Origin of the sequence: Pseudonocardia sp. NPDC049635 (genome assembly GCF_040659795.1) — a bacterium.
In the GTDB taxonomy this organism is placed as follows: Bacteria; Actinomycetota; Actinomycetes; order Mycobacteriales; family Pseudonocardiaceae; genus Pseudonocardia.
Map to the genome: position 1 here is coordinate 153626 of NZ_JBFAON010000002.1, position 17688 is coordinate 171313.

At 75.4% G+C, this 17688-nt stretch carries 11 protein-coding genes and 1 pseudogene; 9 read left to right on the forward strand and 3 right to left on the reverse strand.

The features are described from left to right. Nucleotide 1: 1 nt before the first annotated feature. From AB0J24_RS03460 to AB0J24_RS03485, 6 genes and pseudogenes are all read left to right on the forward strand, one after another. A complete protein-coding gene (locus tag AB0J24_RS03460; RefSeq protein ID WP_358674771.1) occupies nt 2–1294 on the forward strand; it encodes a DUF5336 domain-containing protein in 1293 nt (430 codons plus the stop codon). Nucleotides 1295–1377: 83 nt separating this feature from the next. Further along, nucleotides 1378–3045, forward strand: coding sequence for a DUF6350 family protein (locus tag AB0J24_RS03465; RefSeq protein WP_358674774.1), 1668 nt, complete (start codon nt 1378–1380; stop codon nt 3043–3045). A gap of 120 nt (nt 3046–3165) precedes the next feature. After that, a pseudogene (gene purN, locus AB0J24_RS03470) lies at nt 3166–3720 on the forward strand (phosphoribosylglycinamide formyltransferase); the annotation flags it as partial. 42 nt (nt 3721–3762) lie between these two features. After that, nucleotides 3763–5322, forward strand: coding sequence for a bifunctional phosphoribosylaminoimidazolecarboxamide formyltransferase/IMP cyclohydrolase (purH, locus tag AB0J24_RS03475; RefSeq protein ID WP_358675412.1), 1560 nt, complete (start codon nt 3763–3765; stop codon nt 5320–5322). Between the two features lie 293 nt (nt 5323–5615). After that, a complete protein-coding gene (locus AB0J24_RS03480; protein ID WP_358674777.1) occupies nt 5616–6629 on the forward strand; it encodes a hypothetical protein in 1014 nt (337 codons plus the stop codon). Beyond that, nucleotides 6626–8191, forward strand: a complete 1566-nt coding sequence (locus AB0J24_RS03485; RefSeq protein ID WP_358674780.1) for a DNA polymerase Y family protein — start codon at nt 6626–6628, stop codon at nt 8189–8191. Before AB0J24_RS03480 ends, AB0J24_RS03485 begins: the two co-directional genes overlap by 4 nt. Nucleotides 8192–8207: 16 nt before the next feature. Here the strand turns inward: AB0J24_RS03485 and AB0J24_RS03490 are convergent, their stop codons facing one another. Beyond that, complete coding sequence (locus AB0J24_RS03490; protein ID WP_358674783.1) at nt 8208–9638, reverse strand: M28 family peptidase; 1431 nt, start codon at nt 9636–9638, stop codon at nt 8208–8210. Nucleotides 9639–10203: 565 nt separating this feature from the next. After that, nucleotides 10204–10866 (reverse strand): TetR/AcrR family transcriptional regulator, encoded by a 663-nt coding sequence (locus tag AB0J24_RS03495; protein WP_358674786.1) that lies wholly within the window; start codon nt 10864–10866, stop codon nt 10204–10206. Nucleotides 10867–11080: 214 nt separating this feature from the next. Between AB0J24_RS03495 and AB0J24_RS03500 the strand changes: the two genes are divergently transcribed. The 3 genes from AB0J24_RS03500 to AB0J24_RS03510 all read left to right on the forward strand — a co-directional run bounded on the left by AB0J24_RS03500 (nt 11081) and on the right by AB0J24_RS03510 (nt 16804). Continuing rightward, the gene (locus AB0J24_RS03500; RefSeq protein ID WP_358674788.1) at nt 11081–11665 is read left to right on the forward strand and encodes an NAD(P)H-dependent oxidoreductase; all 585 of its coding nucleotides are present in this window, start codon (nt 11081–11083) and stop codon (nt 11663–11665) included. A gap of 156 nt (nt 11666–11821) precedes the next feature. Continuing rightward, entirely contained in the window at nt 11822–13378 is a 1557-nt protein-coding gene (locus tag AB0J24_RS03505) for an MFS transporter (RefSeq protein WP_358674791.1), read from the forward strand. A 66-nt stretch (nt 13379–13444) separates the two neighbouring features. Beyond that, complete coding sequence (locus tag AB0J24_RS03510) at nt 13445–16804, forward strand: error-prone DNA polymerase (RefSeq protein WP_358674793.1); 3360 nt, start codon at nt 13445–13447, stop codon at nt 16802–16804. Between the two features lie 37 nt (nt 16805–16841). Here the strand turns inward: AB0J24_RS03510 and AB0J24_RS03515 are convergent, their stop codons facing one another. Continuing rightward, nucleotides 16842–17504 (reverse strand): GPR1/FUN34/YaaH family transporter, encoded by a 663-nt coding sequence (locus AB0J24_RS03515; RefSeq protein WP_358674796.1) that lies wholly within the window; start codon nt 17502–17504, stop codon nt 16842–16844. Between the last annotated feature and the right edge of the window lie 184 nt (nt 17505–17688).

A 17688-nucleotide genomic window follows, 5' to 3' on the forward strand; every position in this document is an offset into this window, starting at 1 on the left:
CATGACGAGCCACCAGCCCGCCTCTCCGGGCGCCGCACCCCCTGCCCGGCCCGCGGCGGCCGGCGATCCCGGCCTGCTCCAGGCGAGTCCGGCCCGGCTCGCGGTGCTGGGCGGTGGGGTGCTCGCCCTGCTGGCCCTGATCGCGGCGTTCTTCGATGCGGGGGCGGGCAGCCTGCTCCCGCTGACACTGGTCGTCGGTGGCGGGATCGCCGGCAGCCTGTCCCTGTTGCCCGGGACCGGCCGCACCCTGGTCGCCGGGGTGGTGCTGAGCGGGACCGGGTTCCTGACCATGCTGTTCCTGTTCACCGCGAGCGGAAGCCCGGTGTCCGCGGGTGTGGCCGGCTGGATCACGCTGGCGTTGTCGCTGCTGTCCGCGGCCGCGTTGCTCTACGGGCAGCTCCTGCTGTCCGGGGTGCTGTCCGCGCCCGCTCCACGTCCGGCCCGGCCGTCGCACGTCGCGGAGCAGCCGTGGGGCACACCCGGGCTGCCGCAGACCGGCTATCCCGGTCAGGGCGGCCCCGGGCAGCACCAGCCGGCGTTCGGCCAGTACGGGGCCGCCCAGTACGGCGGGGGGCACATGGGGGCGCCCGGCCACGGCCAGCACCTCCAGCCCGGCGGGCCCTATCCGAGCCAGTACGGCCAGCCCGCGCACGCGCTGCCGCAGCCGGGAGCGCACGGCGCCGGGGCGCACGCGGCGGCCGCCCCGTCCGGGGGCGCGTTCTCCGGGGTCGCCTACGGTGAGCGCCCGGCCGCGCCGCCGGAACCCGGTGGATACGGCCAGGGGCCGGTCGAGGGGGTCCAGCACGGCGGCGGGCACGCGGCCGCTGCCCAGCAGGGCTGGGCCCCGCAGTACGACGCCGGCACGCCCCAGGCCCCGGGAGCACCGGCCGTGAGCGCGCAGAACCCGGGATCGCAGCCCGCGCAGTACGCCCCCGCCGTGCCGGCGGCAGCCCAGCAACCGGCCTCGGCCCAGCAGCCCTCGGTGCCCCAGGCGCCGGCCCAGTCGCCCGAGGGACAGTCCCCGGCCGTGCACTACCCGGGCTTCCCGGCGTCGGCCCCGTACGCCACCGGACAGCCACCGGAGGCCCCGGCGGCGTCCCCGTCGGCCCCGTCGGCCCAGCAGCCGGCGGGACACGAGCGGGGATCCGGCGGGTCCGTGGCCGGGCAGCCGGAGGCACCGGTGGAGGCACCCCCGGGGACCCGCCCCTACAGCGGCGAGGAGATCCCCGACGGCGCCCCCGACGCCGACGCGACCCGTGCCCTGCGCGCCGAGGGCGGCTCCTCGTCGCACTGATCCCGGGTGCCGGTCACCACCGGTGACCGGCGTTCCCGGCGTGCCTGCCGTCGGTGAGGTCCCGGCGCTGCGACCCTGACCGGGTGAGCACCCCGTCCCGGTCGTCCCGCGGCCGCCCCGCTCCCCGTTCCCGGACGCCCGGCGCCGAGGCGGCCCGGTCCCGTGGCGGCGCCGGTGAGGCGGCCGTCGCCGACCGGGTACGACCGCGTGACCGGCCGCGTCGAGGCGTCCCCGGCGGGCGCACGGAGCACGGTGGCGCGGGGAACGGCCTGGACCGGTTGCGGGTGTTGCTCGCCTCGACGATGGGCGCGGTGCTGGCCGGCTACACGCTGCTGGTGCCGGTCGCCGCGCTGCTCACCGGGACCGGTGGGGTCCCGGTGACCGCGGACGGGGTGCTCGCCGCCGCCGTCCCGATGTGGCTGGCGGCGCACCAGATCCCGATCGCGCTGGACGGCCGGCCGCTCGGCGTGCTGCCGTTGCTGCCGACGATCGTGGTCGTCGTGATGGTCGGGTACTTCTCCCGCTGGGCGGTGCTCCGGTTGGGCGGGCGGGTCCGGCACGACGCGGGTGCCGTCGTCGCCGCTCAGGCGGGTGCCGCCGCCGCGGTCGCGGTGCTGGCCGGTGCGCTGTTGCCGCGTGAGATGGCGGTGACCGCGCCGTGGGCGTCACTGGTCGGTGCGGGACTGATCGGTGGCACGGCGGCCGGGATCGGCGTCGTGCAGGCCTGCGGGACACCGCAGGCCTGGCGCCGGGTGCTGGCCGGGTGGCCGGGAGCGGCGCTGGCCGGGCTCCGGGTGGCGGCCGCCGGCCTGCTCCTCACCGCCGCGCTCGTCCTGACCGTCGCACTGGCGCTCGGCGCGCCGGAGGTGACTGACGTCGCGGCCCGGCTCGGTCCGGGGGCCGGGGCCGCCACCGGAGTCCTCGTGCTGACCGTGGGTTATCTGCCGAACGCGCTGGCCGGTGCGCTGTCGTGGGCGGTCGGGCCGGGCGTGTCGATCGGTGTCGCCGCGTCCGGCCCGCTGGCCGCCGAGCCGGGGCCGATGCCACCGCTCCCGCTCACCGCGATCCTCCCGGTGACCGCCGTCCCGCCGGCCGCACCGCTGGTGCTGCTGCTCCCGGTGCTGGTCGGTGTGCTGACCGGGCTCGCCTGCCGGCGCGCGCTGCCCGCCGGTGCGCCCACCGTGGACCGGATCGCGGCCCCGGTGACGGCGGCGGCCGTCGCCGCGGTCGGGGCGGCGGTGCTCGCCACCGTGGCCGGGGGCCCGCTCGGTCACGGCCCGTACGACCCGGTCTCCTTCCACGGCGGCGCGGTCCTCGGGGCGGTGCTGCTCCTGGTCGGCCTGCCGGCGCTGCTCACCTGTGCCGGGCCGGAGCTCTCCCGGCACGTCCCGGTGGGACGCCTCCCCGGTGGGCGCCCGGACCCGCGATCCGCACCCGTTCGCTCCCGCGGTGCGCGGCGGGGCCGCCCGGCCACGGTCGGCCAGCTGGTCGAACGGCACCGCACCTCGGGATCCCCTATGCCCGGGCCGGGCGCCCGCCGACCGGAGACCGCCACCGCGGACGGGTCGGTGGCCCGGGAGGAGCAGGGCCCCGGTGAGCCGGACGCCGCCGACGGGCGCGGTAGCACCGACCGCAGCACCGACCGCAGCACCGACCGCAGCACCGGCACCGAGCCCGCAGCGGACACCGCTCCCGGTGCCACGGAGACCGCCGACGCGACGGGACGGGCGGACGACGATCCGGGCCGCTGACCATCCCGGCCCGGCAGGGCACCGGCACCGCCCGGTGGGCCCCGGCCTACCCTGATCGTGCAGCAGGACGGCCTGCTGGGGTGACGTCGAGGGAGCGCGGTGGGTGCGGACGAACAGCCGGTGACCGGCCGGTTCCGGATCGTCGTCCTGATCTCGGGTGGCGGGACCCTTCTCCAGGCGTTGCTCGACGCTGCGGGCCCGGAGTACCAGGTGGTCGCCGTCGGGGCGGACCGGCCGGGTGCCGCCGGACTGGACCGGGCCCGCGCGGCGGGCCTGCCGACGTTCGTCGAACGGATCGCCGATCACCCGGACCGGACGGCGTGGAACCTGGCGCTCGCCGCGGCCGTGACGGCGCACCGGCCGGACCTCGTCGTCGGTGCGGGCTTCATGAAGCTGGTCGCACCGGCTTTCCTGGACGCACTCGGATGCCCGATGCTGAACACGCACCCGGCCCTGCTGCCGGCGTTCCCCGGTGCGCACGCGGTCCGCGACGCACTGGCCGCCGGGGTGTCCGTCACCGGTGCGACCGTGCACCGGGTCGACGCGGGGATGGACACGGGACCGGTTCTCGCGCAGGCGGAGGTGCCGGTACGCCCCGGTGACGACGAGGCCGCGCTGCACGAGCGGATCAAGACCGAGGAACGACGGCTGCTGGTCGGAACGGTGCGGCGGCTGGCCGCATCGCCGGACCGCCGCCTCCGAACCCACGAGGTGAACATGAGTGAGCGCAGGCCGGTCCGCCGGGCCCTGATCAGCGTCTACGACAAGGCCGGATTGCTGGACCTGGCGACCGGGCTGCACGCCGCGGGTGTGGAGATCGTCTCGACCGGGTCGACCGCGGCGCGGATCGCCGACGCCGGGGTGCCGGTCACCGCGGTCGAGGAGGTCACCGGGTTCCCCGAGTGCTTCGACGGCCGGGTGAAGACCCTGCACCCGCGGGTGCACGCCGGACTGCTCGCCGACACCCGCAAGCCCGAGCACCTCGACCAGTTGGAGCACCTGGGGATCGCGCCGTTCGACCTGCTGGTGTCCAATCTGTACCCGTTCCGGGAGACGGTGGCGTCCGGCGCGAGCCGGGACGAGATCGTCGAGCAGATCGACATCGGCGGCCCGGCGATGGTGCGGGCGTCGGCGAAGAACCACGACAGCGTCGCCGTCGTGGTCGACCCGGACCGCTACGGGTGGGTGCTGGAGCAGGTCCGTGCGGGCGGGTTCGTGATCGAGGACCGGCGCGCGCTGGCGGCCGAGGCGTTCCGGCACACCGCGGGGTACGACGTCGCGGTGGCGTCCTGGATGGGGGCCGACCTGGCTCCCGAGCTGGACGCCGGGCCGTTCCCGGCCTGGATCGGTGCCACCTGGAACCGCGCACGGTCGCTGCGCTACGGGGAGAACCCGCACCAGGCCGCCGCGCTCTACACCGACGGCGTCGCCGGCCTGGCCGGCGCCGAGCAGCTGCACGGCAAGGAGATGTCCTACAACAACTTCGTCGATGCCGACGCCGCCTGGCGGGCCGCGCACGACCACGGCGACCGGCCGACGGCCGCGGTGATCAAGCACGCGAACCCGTGCGGCATCGCTGTCGGTGACGACGTCGCACAGGCGCACCGCAAGGCGAACGCCACCGACCCGGTCTCGGCCTTCGGTGGTGTGATCGCGGTCAACCGTGAGGTCACGGTCGAGCTGGCCGAACAGATCGCGGAGGTCTTCACCGAGGTGGTGGTCGCCCCGTCGTACGCCGACGGCGCGCTGGAGGTATTGCAGGGCAAGAAGAACGTTCGACTGCTGCGCATCCCGGGCGAGGCCGGCGGGCCCGGCGTGGAGCTGCGCCCGATCTCCGGCGGGGTGCTCGTCCAGCAGCGCGACCTGATCGACGCCGACGGCGACGACCCGGCGTCCTGGAAGCTCGTCACCGGTGACCCGGTCGACGCGGAGACGCTCGCCGATCTGGCGTTCGCCTGGCGGGCCTGCCGTGCGGTGAAGTCGAACGCGATCCTGCTCGCCCGCGACGGCGCCGCGGTCGGCGTCGGCATGGGGCAGGTCAACCGGGTGGACGCGGCCGGGCTCGCGGTGCAGCGGGCCGGTGACCGGGCACGTGGTTCGGTCGCGGCCTCGGACGCGTTCTTCCCGTTCCCGGACGGGCTGGAGGTACTGCTCGACGCCGGCGTGGCCGCGGTCGTGCAGCCCGGTGGATCGGTGCGCGACGAGCAGGTCGTCGCGGCCTGCGCGAAGGCGGGCGTCCCGATGTACCTGACCGGGACCCGGCACTTCGCCCACTGACCCGTCTCCCCACGGTCTCCGGCCCGGGTCGCCCACGAGGCCCGGGCCGGATCGCGTCCGGGTGCCTGCTCGGCGGCGGATTGTCGGTGTGCCGTGCGACGGTGCTCCGCATCGGCCCGCCGCATCCCCCGTCCGGGGGCTGCGAAGGGCCGGGCCGGAACCTATGATTCGAACGTAAGTTCGATCTGCGCCGTCTTCCCCGCGGCGTACCGGGCGGGTTCCGGCCGGTCAGCGTGTCGGTCAGCAGGTCGGTCACGGTGCGTGGGAAGCGGGGAGGTCGTGTGGTGAGGGCCGTGGGTGCTGCTGGGGATGCCGCGGGTGCTGCTGCGGCCGCCGTGGCCGCCGGTGCGGGCAGGGGCCTGGAGCCGGCGTTCGATCCGGCGGAGGTGTCGGGTCCGGTGATCGGTGCCGGCACGCGGTGCGCAGGGGCGGACGGGGAGCCCGCCCCCGCGCACCGGGTGGTGGCCCGGAGCTCGGCCGGGGGCGGGGCGCCGGCCGCGGACCGGTTGGCCACCGCCCGTCAGGTGCTGCACCGGATGGAGAACCGGGCGGATCCCGAGGGGTCCCGGGCGCGCGGGGGTCCCTGCGCGGGGTTCGTGCGCCCGGCCGGGTCCCCCGACACCGGGGAGGCGCCGGGGGGCCCGGTGCTGCCGGTGCCCGGCCCGCTGTCCGGGCTGCTGCCCGGCGGCGGGTTGCGCCGGGGATCCACGGTCGCGGTCGGCGCCGGGGCGGGCGCCGGGTCGCTGCTGTTCGCGCTGCTGGCCGCGGCGTCCGCGGAGGGGGCCTGGGCAGGGGTGGTCGGCCGGCCGGGCCTGGGGGTCACGGCGGCGGCCGAGAGCGGTGTCCGGCTGGACCGGCTGGCGCTGGTCCCGGATCCCGGTGTCGACGTGGTGCCGGTCACCGCGGCCCTGCTCGACGGGCTGGACCTGGTGGTGGTGGCGGGCCCGGAGCGGGCCGGGCTGCGCGCGGCGGACCGGCAGCGCCTGGCGGCCCGCGCCCGGCAGCGCGGGGCGGTGCTGCTGGCACTGGGCACCTGGCCGGGCGCGGATCTGCGGTTGCACTGCGAGCGGCCGCGCTGGGAGGGGGCCGGCCGCGGGACGGGCCGGCTGCGGGCGCGCCGGGTGGAGGTGCGCGCGCACGGTCGCGGGATCGGGCCCGCGGGGCGGGGTGTCGAGGTGCTGCTGCCGGGGCCGGGCGGGACCGTCGTCGAGGCCCCGGCCGATCCCGGAACCGCCGTCGCACCGGCCGGGCCGCCGGCACCGGCCACACCGCCCGGGCCGGCCGCCGCGGTGCGGGTGGCCGGATGAGCGCCGCGGCCCGGGTGCTCGCGGTCTGGTCACCCGACTGGCCGGTCACCGCGGCAGCCCGGGCCGCGCACGTGCCGGCGCACCGTCCGGCGGCGGTGTTCCACGCCAACCGGGTGCTGGCCTGCTCGGCGACGGCCCGCAGGCACGGGGTGCGCCGCGGCCTGCGTCGGCGGGAGGCGCAGGCCCGGTGCCCCGGGCTCGCGGTGCTCGCACCGGATCCCGGGCGGGACGCACGGTTGTTCGAGCCGGTCGTCGCTGCCGTCGAGGAGCTCGCCCCCGGTGTCGAGGTGGTGCGCCCCGGGCTCCTGGTGCTGCCCGCGCGCGGCCCGGTCGGCTGGTTCGGCGGGGAGCGGGCCGCGGTGGAGCGGCTGATCGACCAGGTGGCGCTGCGGGCCGCCACCGAGTGCCAGATCGGGATCGCGGACGGGATGTTCGCCGCCGAGCTCGCGGCCCGCCGCGGGCGCGGGGTCCCGGCGGGCCGGTCGGCGGAGTTCCTGGCCCCGCTGGAGGTCGCCGAGCTGGACCGGGATCCGGATGTCGACCGGTCTGCGCTGGTGGACCTCCTGCGCAGGCTCGGCCTGCGGTCGCTGGGGGCGTTCGCGGCGCTGGCCGAGGCCGACGTCGCCTCCCGGTTCGGAGCCGACGCGGTGATCGCGCACCGGCTGGCCCGGGGCATCGATCCGCGGCCCCCGGCACGCCGGGTGCCGCCCGAGGAACTGGCTGCGGCGATCGAGCTGGACCCGCCGGTGGACCGGGTGGACGCGGCCGCGTTCGCCGCTCGTGGGCTGGCGACCCGGCTGCACGAGGCCCTCGCCGGGCACGGTCTGGCGTGCACCCGGCTCGGGGTGCACGCGCGCACCGACGGTGGGGAGGAGCTGCTGCGGATCTGGCGGTGCGCCGAGCCGCTGACCCCGGGCGGCACGGTCGACCGGGTGCGCTGGCAGCTCGACTCGTGGCTCGGTCGCGGTGGCTCCGGCACGCTGGTCGCGCTGCGCCTGACCCCGGAGGACACGGTGCAGGCCGGGGCCTTGCAGCGCGGGTTGTGGGGCGACGTCGGCGAGGCCGACGAGCGGGCCGGCCGGGCACTGGTCCGGGCGCAGGCGCTGCTCGGGCCGGAAGCGGTGCTCACCGCGGTCCCGATCGGCGGTCGGGACCCCGGTGAGCGGGTCCGGCTGGTGCCCTGGGGTGAGGAACGGGCCTGCGACGTCGCGGTGAGGTCCCCGAGGGACCCACCGCCGTCCTGGCCGGGGCGGTTGCCGGCACCGTCCCCGGCGACCGTGCCGCCGGAGCCGGTGCCGGTCCGGGTGCTCGCGGCCGACGGCGCCGAGGTGCACCCGGCCGCCCCGGACCTGCTCGACGGTGTCCCGCACCGGATCTCCGGTGGCGGCGGGCCGGACCGGGAGATCACCGGGTGGGCCGGCCCCTGGCCGGTGGGGGCCCGGTGGTGGGTGCCCGGCGAACCCGGGCCGGTGGTGCGGGTGCAGGTCGTCCTCGCCGACGGGGCGGCACTGTTGCTGGTGCACCGGCCCGGTGGCTGGGCGGTGGCCGGTGTCTACGACTGAGCCGGCGCCCGGTTGCTCACCGCATCGGGACGCCGGTCAGATCCACCGCGAACCTGCCGATCGCCGACCCCATCGCGGTGAGGTTGCGGTCCAGCGCCGTGCGGTCGATGTTGGTCAGCCGGTCGCAGGGGGTGTGGTAGCAGGGATCGAACGACTGGCCCGCCGTGCCGCCCCACTTCTGCGCCTGCTCCGGCGTCTTCTGTTCCTCGGCGCCGGTGAACAGGCCGCCCGCCGGGATCCCGGCATCGATGAAGGGCCCGTAGTCCGAGCGCCCGTCGAAGGCGGTGCCCTCCGGGCCGGGGGCCCCGGCGGCGACGAGTGCGTCGGTCAGGACCCGCTCGGCGGTCTCCGAACCGGGCGGCCCGGGCTCCCCGCCGAGACCGTCGGAGTCGTCGCCGTCGTAGACGAAGTAGGCGGGGTTGGGAGAGGCGACCATGTCGAAGTTCAGATAGAGCCCGATCCGGGCGCGGTCCTGTTCGGAGAGTCCCTCGACGTACTTCGTCGCGCCGACCAGGCCGATCTCCTCGGCGCCCCACCAGGCGAAACGCACCTTCTGTGCGGCGGGCGGGGCCGGGCCGAGCTTCTGCGCGACCTCCAGCAGCGCTGCGCTGCCGCTGCCGTTGTCGTTGATCCCGGCCCCCTCCGGTGCCGAGTCCAGGTGCGCACCCGCCACCAGCACCCGGTCCGGGTCGCCGGTGGTCGTCTCGGCGATCACGTTGCGCGAGGTCTGCTGTGCGATGGTCGTGTCCAGCAGCAGGGTGGCCTGCTGCCCGTCCTGCAGGTCCTCTCCCGCGGACCTGGTCACCGAGGCCGTCGGGACCACCTCCGGGGTGTCCCCGAGCGTGGCGGGCAGCGCCGCGTCCTCGGTGTTCACGATGATCACCGCGCCGGCTCCGGCCGCCCCGGCCAGCTGGGACTTCTGCCCGAACGGGCAGACCCCCCGCTCGACGACGGCGATCGCACCGGCCGGCATGCCGGTGTAGTCCTCCGCCTCGCAGCCCGGGGTCGGGTCCTGCGGGGTGCGTGCCCGCACGGACAGCGGGGCGGTCAGCCCGCCGGGCGGTGTGGCCGGGGAGAAGCTGAGCACCTCGGTCGGGACGGGTGCGTCCGCGACCGTCAGCCGGGCGGCGTTCGAGGTGAAGGTCCGGACGTCGAACGACGGGGTCCGCACCTCGTACCCGGCCTCGCGGAGCGTGCTCACGACGTAGTCGAGGCTCGCGTCGTAACCCGGTGTGCCGACCGCGCGGTTGCCGTCGTTGGCGTCGGCGATCCGCTCCAGCTCCTGCAGGTGGGCGTAGGCGGCGTCACCGCTGACGGCGCCGGCGAGCCGCTCCGGCAGGCCGGGATCGGCCTGCCCGGCACCCGGGCCCTCCGGTGCCCCCGGGTCCAGTGCGGTCACCGCTGCCGGGCCGGCAGGTGCGTTCGCGCAGGCCGTCAGAGCGGCCACGGCGATCCCCGTGCCCAGCAGCCGGACGAGCCTGCGCCGGGCGCGCGGCCCGCTCCCTCCGGCTGCCTCCGTCGTCGCTGTGAACCCCGTCGCTCCCGACCACATGGCCCTCACCCCCGCTGTCCGGCCCGGTGCCGGTTCCCGTCGCGCCGTCCGCGACGGCCGACCTGGCTCACCTGTCGTGGGCGACGGGCCGGCATCGCGTATACGCACACCGTGAAACGGCGATCATCACACGGTAGCCGTGATCCCGGCGCCCGGCCCGGCCGGCGACCGCCGGGCACGGGCGGCGATCCACGGGCTGTCCACGGCCGGATCTCAGTCGTTCCACAGGTTCGGCTGGTGGACTCTGGCCCATCGGCGGCGATCGCGAGAGCGGGCCGCCGACGCCCGACGAGGACGTCCGAGTGGCCCTGTGGCCCGGCGCTGGGGAGCGGCCGGTGCCATGGAGGAGCTCGGAACCGCCGTGCGGGGCCGGCCGGCGCTGGGGAGCAGCCGGCCGGCCCCCGCACGGCAGCCCGGCACCGGCTCGTGCCGAGTCCGCGCGGCGGCCGGCGTGCGGCGATCAGTGTGCGACGTGGGTCCCGCTGCCGCCCGCCGTCGCGTGCGTCTCCATGGCCTCGCTGTGGGCGACGAGGGCGTCGTAGTCGACCGCCGCGCCGCGGAGCAGTGTCTCGACGAGCTTCTCGGCGTCGTCGTCGCTGAGATGCGTGTCCTGGAACAGTGCGCGGTAGTAGACCAGGGATCCGAGCAGGTCGAGGATCTGGTCCCGGTCGGTGTCGGCACGCAGGTCCCCGCGGGCGATCGCGCGGTCGAGCATGGCGCCGACGGCCGCCCGGGGCGGGGCGAACACGATCTGCATGTACTGCGCGCGCAGCTCGGGGTCGCCCGCACAGTCGGCGAACAGCGAGCCGAGCACGTCGGGCCGGATGGCCCGGAACTCGGCGAGGAACACCAGCAGGCCCTCGCCGAAGTCGCACAGCGTGCATCCGGTGTCCGGTGACGCCGGCACGTCGAGGCGGGCGGCGATGGCGGCCAGGGCGAGCCGGGCCCGGCCGCTCCAGCGCCGGTAGATGGCCGGGCGCGTGGTGCCGGCCCGGCGGGCGACCTCCTCGAGCGACAACCCGGTGTACCCGGACTCGTCGAGCAGCGCGACGGTCGCCTCCAGCACGGCGCTGTCGATGTGCGGGTCGCGGGGCCGTCCGCCGGACCTGGGTGCGGCCCTCATGTCGTGGCCGGGCTTCTCGGGGGCATGCCGGAGCTCCTCCGTTTTCGTTCCGAGCCACATTGTAACGATCGGCAGGAAAATCGCTGGTCACCGAGGGGGAGGGGGCTCGCGCAGCGGGCTCCGCGAGGCAGTTCGTGTCCGAGCCGGTGGTGGACACGACACTGCCTCCCTATTACGTTACGAGGCTATACGTAACGAAACCTGTGAGGTGGACATGGCACAGCGACAGCGTCCGATCCGACTCGTGGTCCTCGTCGGGAGCACCCGGCGGGGTCGGTTCGCGCCCACGGTGGCCGACTGGGTCGTCGACCGGGCCCGCGCCCACGGCGGCGTCGAGGTCGACGTCGTCGACCTGGCGCGGGCCGCGCTGCCCGAGACCCTCGGCGACGAGCACGAGCCCACCCCGCCCGCGGTCGCCGCGCTGGCACCGCGGCTGGCGGCCGCCGACGCGTTCGTCGTGGTGACCCCCGAGTACAACCACAGCTTTCCGGCCGCGCTGAAGACCGCCGTCGACTGGTTCTTCGACGAGTGGGCGGCCAAACCGGTCGGGTTCGTGTCCTACGGCGGGACGGGCGGCGGGCTGCGCGCGGTCGAGGCGCTGCGGCTGGTGTTCGCCGAGCTGCACGCGACGACGGTGCGTGACGTCGTCAGCTTCCACTTCCAGGACTGGCCCTTCCAGTTCGACCCCGCCGATGCCGGGGCGAGCCGGGCGATGACCGGACTGCTCGACCGGCTGGGCTGGTGGGCCGAGGCGCTGCGGAGCCACCGCGACCGCTCGCCCTACGCGCTGTCGGCCTGACCGGCCGCGTCCCGGACGAGAGAGCCGCAGACGAGAGCCGCAGAGAAGAGAGCTGCAGATGAGAGATCCGCAGGTGAGAGATCCGCAGGTGAGGGGGACACAGGTGGAGGGGACACGGATGCGCGGGAACCCGGACGCGGGCGGAGGCGGCGGCCGGTGACCGCGCATCCGACGTCGGGAGGCCCGGAGGGCCTGGCGACCCGCCGCGAGTGGCTGGGCCTGGGCGTGCTGCTGCTGCCCGTGCTCGTGCTGGCCTCCGACCTGACCGTGCTGTTCCTGGCGATGCCCTCGATCGCCGCCGACCTGCAGCCCAGTGCCTCGCAGATGCTGTGGATCCTGCACGTGTACGGATTCCTGGTCGGGGGGTTCCTGATCACGATGGGCCGGCTCGCCGATCGGATCGGCCGTCGCAGGCTGCTGCTGGTCGGCGCGGCGGCGTTCGGCGTGCTGTCGGTGGTGGCGGCGTTCTCGACCGGTCCGGAGATGCTCGTCGTGGTGCGCGCGCTGCTCGGCGTCGCCGGGGCCGCCCTGATGCCACCGGCCTTCGCGCTGTTGCGCACCATGTTCGTCGACGAGGCGCAGCGCCGCCTCGCCATCGCCGTGTTGTTCAGCGCGTTCTCCGCGGGGGGAGCGCTCGGGCCGCTCCTCGGTGGCGTCCTGCTGGAGCACTTCCGGTGGGGTTCGGTGTTCCTGGTCAACGTCCCACCGCTGCTGCTCCTGCTCGCGGTGGGGCGACGACTGCTGCCCGAGCACCGGGAGGCCGGCGGGCGGCGGCTGGACCTGGTCGGCGCCGGTCTCTCGGTCGGGGCCGTGCTGCTGATCGTGTACGGCCTGCAGGAGCTCGCCGCGACGGCGGAGACCACCGGCCCGGCCGACGTGCTTCCGTACCTGGCCGCCGTGGCGGCCGGGTCGGCGTTGCTGGCTGCGTTCGTCCGTCGTCAGCGGACGCAGCGGGACCCGCTGCTGGACCTGGCGCTGTTCGCCGACCGCCGGTTCAGTGCGTCGGTGGGGGCGGTGTTGCTGACCGGTGTCGCGGTGGTCGGCGTGTTCTACCTGTTCACCCAGTACCTGCAGTGGGTGCTCGGTCTGGGGCCGCTCCAGGCCGGTCTGTGGACGATCCCCTACGTCGCGGTGAACGTCGCGGGTGCGCTGCTCGCTCCGTCACTGGTGCCCCGGTTCGGGCAGGTGACGGTGATCGCGGGTGGCCTGGCCGTCGCGGCGGCCGGGATGTGGCTGGTCGCGATCCTGGTCACCGGCGCACCGGCGGCCGTCGTCGTCGCCGCGGTGGCTCTCGTCGGCCTCGGACACGGCCTGGCGATCGCACTGGCCAGCGACCTGATCATCTCGACACCGCCGGCCGAGCGTGCGGGGTCCGCCGCGGCGGTGCAGGAGGTCGGCGGGGAGCTGGGGTCGGCCCTGGGGGTGGCGGTCGGCGGCACCGTGGGCGTCCTCGGCTACCGAGCGGCACTGGCGGGCACGCTGCCGGCCGCCGTGCCGGCGGAGGCCGCGGACGCGGCGGGCGAGGGCGTCGCCGGTGCCCTCGCCGTGGCCGGCACGCTGCCCGAGGTCGGGTGGCAGCTCGCCGAGGCCGCCCGGGACGCCTTCGCCCGCGGTCTGCAGGCCGCCGCGGTGACCGGGGCGGTCCTGGTGAGCGTGGTGGCCGGGGTGGTCCTCGTCCTGTTCCGGCGCCGCGCCACGGGGACCGACGGCTGACGACCGTGAGACGGGCGTGAGCACCGGCCTCTCGCGATCGAACATCAGTTCGACTACAGTGGCAGGGTGGGCTGGCAGAATCCGGACGTCCCGTGGTCCGAGCTGGAGGGCGCGCTCTCCGGGCGCACGGTCACGGGTTCGTCCTTGCGCGGCGGTCCGGAGGAGGGCGACGGGGGCGACTCCCCGGCCTGGTCCGCGCACCGCGGCCCCTACGAGCCGCCGGAGGGGCTGCACCCGGCCGCGCCCGGCGCGGTCCCGTACGCCGAGCTGCACTGCCACTCGCACTTCAGCTTCCTCGACGGCGCGAGCTCCCCGGAGGAGCTGGTCGAGCGGGCCGCCGAGCTGGGGCTGGAGGCGGTCGCGCTCACCGACCACGACGGCATGTACGGCGTGGTCCGGTTCGCCGAGGCCGCCCGGGTGCTGGGCATGCGGACGGTGTTCGGGGCCGAGCTGAGCCTGGGCCTGCCCGGCCCGCAGGCCGGCGTCGCGGACCCGGAGGGGGAGCACCTGCTCCTGCTGGCCCGCGGTCCCTCCGGGTACCGGGCGCTGTGCCGCACGATCTCCACCGCCCAGATGCGCGGCGGGGAGAAGGGGCGCCCGGTCTACGACATCGACGAGGTGGTCGCCGACACCGCCGGTGAGGTCGTCGCGCTCACCGGCTGCCGCAAGGGGGCGGTGCGCCGGGCACTCGACCGGGGCGGCCCGGAGGCCGCCGCGGCCGCGCTGGAGCGCCTGGTGCAGCGGTTCGGGCGGGAGCACGTCCGGGTCGAGCTGACCGCGCACGGCGACCCGTGCGACACCGAGCGGAACGACGCACTGGCCGCGCTGGCCGCTGCGGCCGGCGTCGGCACCGTCGCGACCACCGCCGCGCACTACGCGACGCCGGAGCGGGCACCACTGGCCGCCACGGTCGCCGCGGTGCGGGCCCGCCGCAGCCTGGACGAGATCGACCCGTGGCTGCCGGTCGCGGGCACCGCGCACCTGCGCTCGGGGGCGGAGATGGCGCTGCGGTTCGAGGGCCGGTACCCGGGCGCGGTCGCCCGGGCCGCGGAGCTGGGCCGGGAGCTGGCGTTCGAGCTGCACCTGGTGGCCCCGGACCTTCCACCGTTCGACGTGCCGCCGGGGGAGACCGAGGCGACCTGGCTGCGGAAGCTGACCCGGATCGGCGTCATGACCCGGTACGGCAGCGAGACCGAGCACCCGTTCGCCGCGCACACCGTGCAGCGCGAGCTGGCGATCATCGAGCGGAAGAACTTCCCCGGCTACTTCCTGATCGTCCACGACATCGTGGACTTCTGCCGCCGTTCGGGCATCTTCTGCCAGGGCCGGGGTTCGGCGGCGAACTCGGCGGTCTGCTACGCGCTGGGCATCACGAACGTCGACGCGGTGCGCCACGGTCTGCTCTTCGAGCGGTTCCTGTCCCCGGACCGGGACGGTTACCCCGACATCGACCTGGACATCGAGTCCGGCCGCCGGGAGGAGGCCATCCAGTACGTCTACCGCCGCTACGGCCGGTTGTTCGCCGCGCAGGTCGCGAACGTGATCACCTACCGGCCGCGCTCGGCGGTCCGTGACACCGCCCGCGCGCTCGGTTTCTCACCCGGTCAGCAGGACGCGTGGAGCAAACGGGTGGAGCGCTGGCACGCACTGGAGGCGGAGGCGCTGCCGCAGGACATGCCGGGCCCTCTCGTCGAACTGGCCGGGCAGCTGATGGGGGCGCCGCGGCATCTGGGCATCCACTCCGGAGGGATGGTCATCTGCGACCGCCCGGTCTCCGAGGTCGTCCCGGTGGAGTGGGCGCGGATGGCGGACCGGACGGTCGTGCAGTGGGACAAGGAGGACTGCGCCGCCGCCGGTCTGGTCAAGTTCGACCTGCTCGGCCTGGGGATGCTCACCGCGCTGCACCTGATGGTGGACCTGGTGGCCGCGCACGAGGGCGTCCGGATCGAGCTGCACGAGATCGGCGAGTCCGATCCGGAGGTCTACGCGATGCTGTCGCGGGCCGACTCGGTCGGGGTGTTCCAGGTCGAGTCCCGGGCCCAGATGGCGACGCTGCCGAGGTTGCGTCCGCGCGAGTTCTACGACCTGGTCGTCGAGGTCGCGCTGATCCGCCCCGGTCCGATCCAGGGCGGCTCGGTGCATCCCTACATCCGGCGCCGTAACGGCCTGGAGGAGTGGGAACACGACCACGAGCTGCTGCGACCGGCGCTGGACAAGACCCTGGGCATCCCGCTGTTCCAGGAACAGATGATGCAGATCGCGGTCGACGTCGCCGGATTCTCCGCCGCCGAGGCCGACGAGCTGCGCCGGGCGATGGGGGCCAAGCGCTCCACCGAGAGGATGGAGCGGTTGCGCGGCCGGTTCTTCGACGGGATGGCGGCGAACGGGATCACCGGTGAGCTGGCCGAGAAGATCTTCGCCAAGATGCTGGCGTTCGCGAACTTCGGGTTCCCGGAGAGCCACTCGATCAGTTTCGCGGCGCTCGTCTACTACTCGGCCTGGTTCAAGCGCTACCACCCGGCCGCCTTCTGCGCGGCGCTGCTCAACGCCCAGCCGATGGGTTTCTACTCGCCGCAGTCGCTGGTCGCCGACGCGCGCAGACACGGGGTCCTGGTCCGGCGGCCGGACGTCGGGGAGGGGCGGGCCGACGCGATCCTCCAGCCCGACGAGGGCAGTGCGGGTGGCTGGGCGGTCCGGCTCGGCCTGGCCGGGATCCGCACCGTCGGCTCCGAGCTCGCCGGGGCGATCGACGCCGAACGGGACGCGGCGGGACCGTTCGCCGATCTCGCGGACCTCGCCCGCCGGGTCCGGCTGACCGGTCCGCAGGCCGAGGCGTTGGCGACCGCGGGCGCGTTCGGCTGCTTCGGGGTGGACCGGAGGGAGGCACTGTGGGCCGCCGGCGTCGTCGCAGGGGTGCGCCCGGAGCACCTGCCGGGCACCGCGGTCGGCCTGACGGCGCCCGCGCTGCCCGGGATGACCGAGGCCGAGCTGACCGTCTCCGACGTCTGGGCCACCGGTGTGTCCCCGGACAGCCATCCGGTGCAGCACCTGCGGGCCGAGCTGGACGCGCTCGGCGCGATCCGGATCGACCGGCTCGACGCCGTCGGGCGCCGAGAACACCAGCACCGGGACGGGGCGGACGCGCCGCCGCCCCGGGTGCTGGTCGGTGGTCTGGTCACACACCGGCAGCGTCCGGCGACGGCGGGCGGGGTGACGTTCGTGAACCTGGAGGACGAGTCCGGGATGCTCAACGTGACCTGTTCGGAGGGCCTGTGGGCGCGGTACCGGTCGGTGGCGCTGGGCAGTGCCGCGTTGCTGGTGCGCGGCCGGCTGGAACGCAGCCCGGAGGGGGTGCTGAACCTGCTGGCCGACCGGTTGCAGCGGATGCCGCTGGCGGTCACGGTGCGGTCCCGTGACTTCCGCTGAGGCGCCCGCCCGTGCAGGGCGGGCGCCCCGGTGCCGATCAGGCCCGGACGAGCGGGTTGCCCATCGCCATCGCACGTCCACCGAGGGTCTGCCCGAACGCGTCGAACAGGATGTAGGCGAACACCGCGCAGAACGCGAACGTGGTGATCCCGGCGATCGGGAACAGTCCGGCGTTGCCCGCGGTCACCCCCAGGTAGGCGAGCACGAACGTGATGTCGACCAGCACGAACCCCACGGTGAACATCAACGGCAGGCGCAGGGTGGCGAGCGTCAGCAGGATGAAGACCAGGCTGAACGACAGCAGGTAGGTCGACTGGATGGAGCCGATCTGGGCGGCCGACAGCGCCTCGCCGGTGCCCGCGTCGACGATCCAGCCGTTGTTCAGTGCCATGAGCAGCACGCCGAAACTGGTCCAGAACGCGGAGAACACCCCGAAGATCGCGGCCGAGACGCTGTCACCGACCCGCAGCGCGAAGATGGCGGCGATCATCATGAACAGGCCGGCCGAGAAGGTGAGGGCGGGGATCATCCCACCGGGCAGGGCGGTGGTGTCGAGGTAGCCGACGAACCACAGGCCGAGTGTGATTCCCGCGGGAAGGAAGCAGATCAGGCCCAGCAGTGCGGGGTTGGCGGTCGGCGGAGCGGCCGCCGCGGGTGGTGCCGCGGTGGTCGCAGGAGCGGTCTCGCTCTCCACGCTCATGGGAACTCCTCGTCGAGTTGTGGCCGGTCAAGCACCGGCTGTGTGATTCTGCTCTCGTCGAGATCGTCTCCGGCCCCTCCGGACGACCAGACCGCGCCCCCTTCTCCGATAGCACGTTCCGCGGACGTTCTCGCAGGTCACGGCTCGGGGCCCCACTACTTCCACGGCACGCGCACCCCGTTCG